We start from the raw sequence: 829 nt of genomic DNA on the forward strand, positions 1-829 counted from the left end.
GGGCATTAATCGCGATATCAATGAGATTGATAGTTTATTTATTACGCATGAACATTCAGACCATATTAAGGGGATGGGGGTTCTAGCGCGTAAGTACGATTTAAATGTCTATGCAAATGAGGCGACCTGGCAAGCAATTGGGAGTAAGGTTGGGGTTATCCCAGTAGAAAAACAGCATGTCATGGAGCAAGGTGATATACTAACTTTAGGCGATGTGGATATTGTGTCCTATGGTGTGAGCCATGACGCTGCTGAACCGCAGTTTTATGCCTTTCAAAAGGATGACCGACAGTTTACCATTCTAACGGATACAGGTTATGTGAGTGACCGGTTAATTGGCTTATTGAAGAATTCAGATGGCTATTTAATCGAGTCCAACCATGATTTGGATATGTTGCGGATGGGTGCTTATCCTTGGTCTTTAAAACAACGTATCCTTGGTGATGAGGGCCATTTATCAAACGATGCCGGTGCTCAAGCCATGATTGATATGATTGGGGATAGAACGAAACGTATCTATCTAGGCCATTTATCTAAAGAGAATAATATGAAGTCGATTGCACATCAAACATGTGTATCAAAAATGGTTCAAGCTGATCTTGGTGTTCATGAGCAATTTGAAGTATATGATACAAATCCAGACAAGCCAACAAGCTTGTTTACCCTATAAATTTTTACAAATATTTATAGAATCGCCTGTAAAAAGTCATAAACAATTCAAATATAATTACTATAATCAAAGTGTTAAGAGTCTAAAATAAAAATCGAGGGAGATGAGCAAATGTCTCAGTCAAATGATCCAAATAATTTAAATGACCAGTCATCAGTG

Annotated in this window: 1 protein-coding gene; it reads left to right on the top strand. The window is 38.0% G+C overall.

The window, feature by feature from the left end:
* Positions 1–670: MBL fold metallo-hydrolase (locus tag ACRCJ0_RS16630; RefSeq protein WP_431391268.1), on the top strand; the 670-nt coding region annotated here is incomplete at its 5' end.
* Between the last annotated feature and the right edge of the window lie 159 nt (positions 671–829).

Source organism: Aerococcus sp. L_32, from assembly GCF_050689315.1.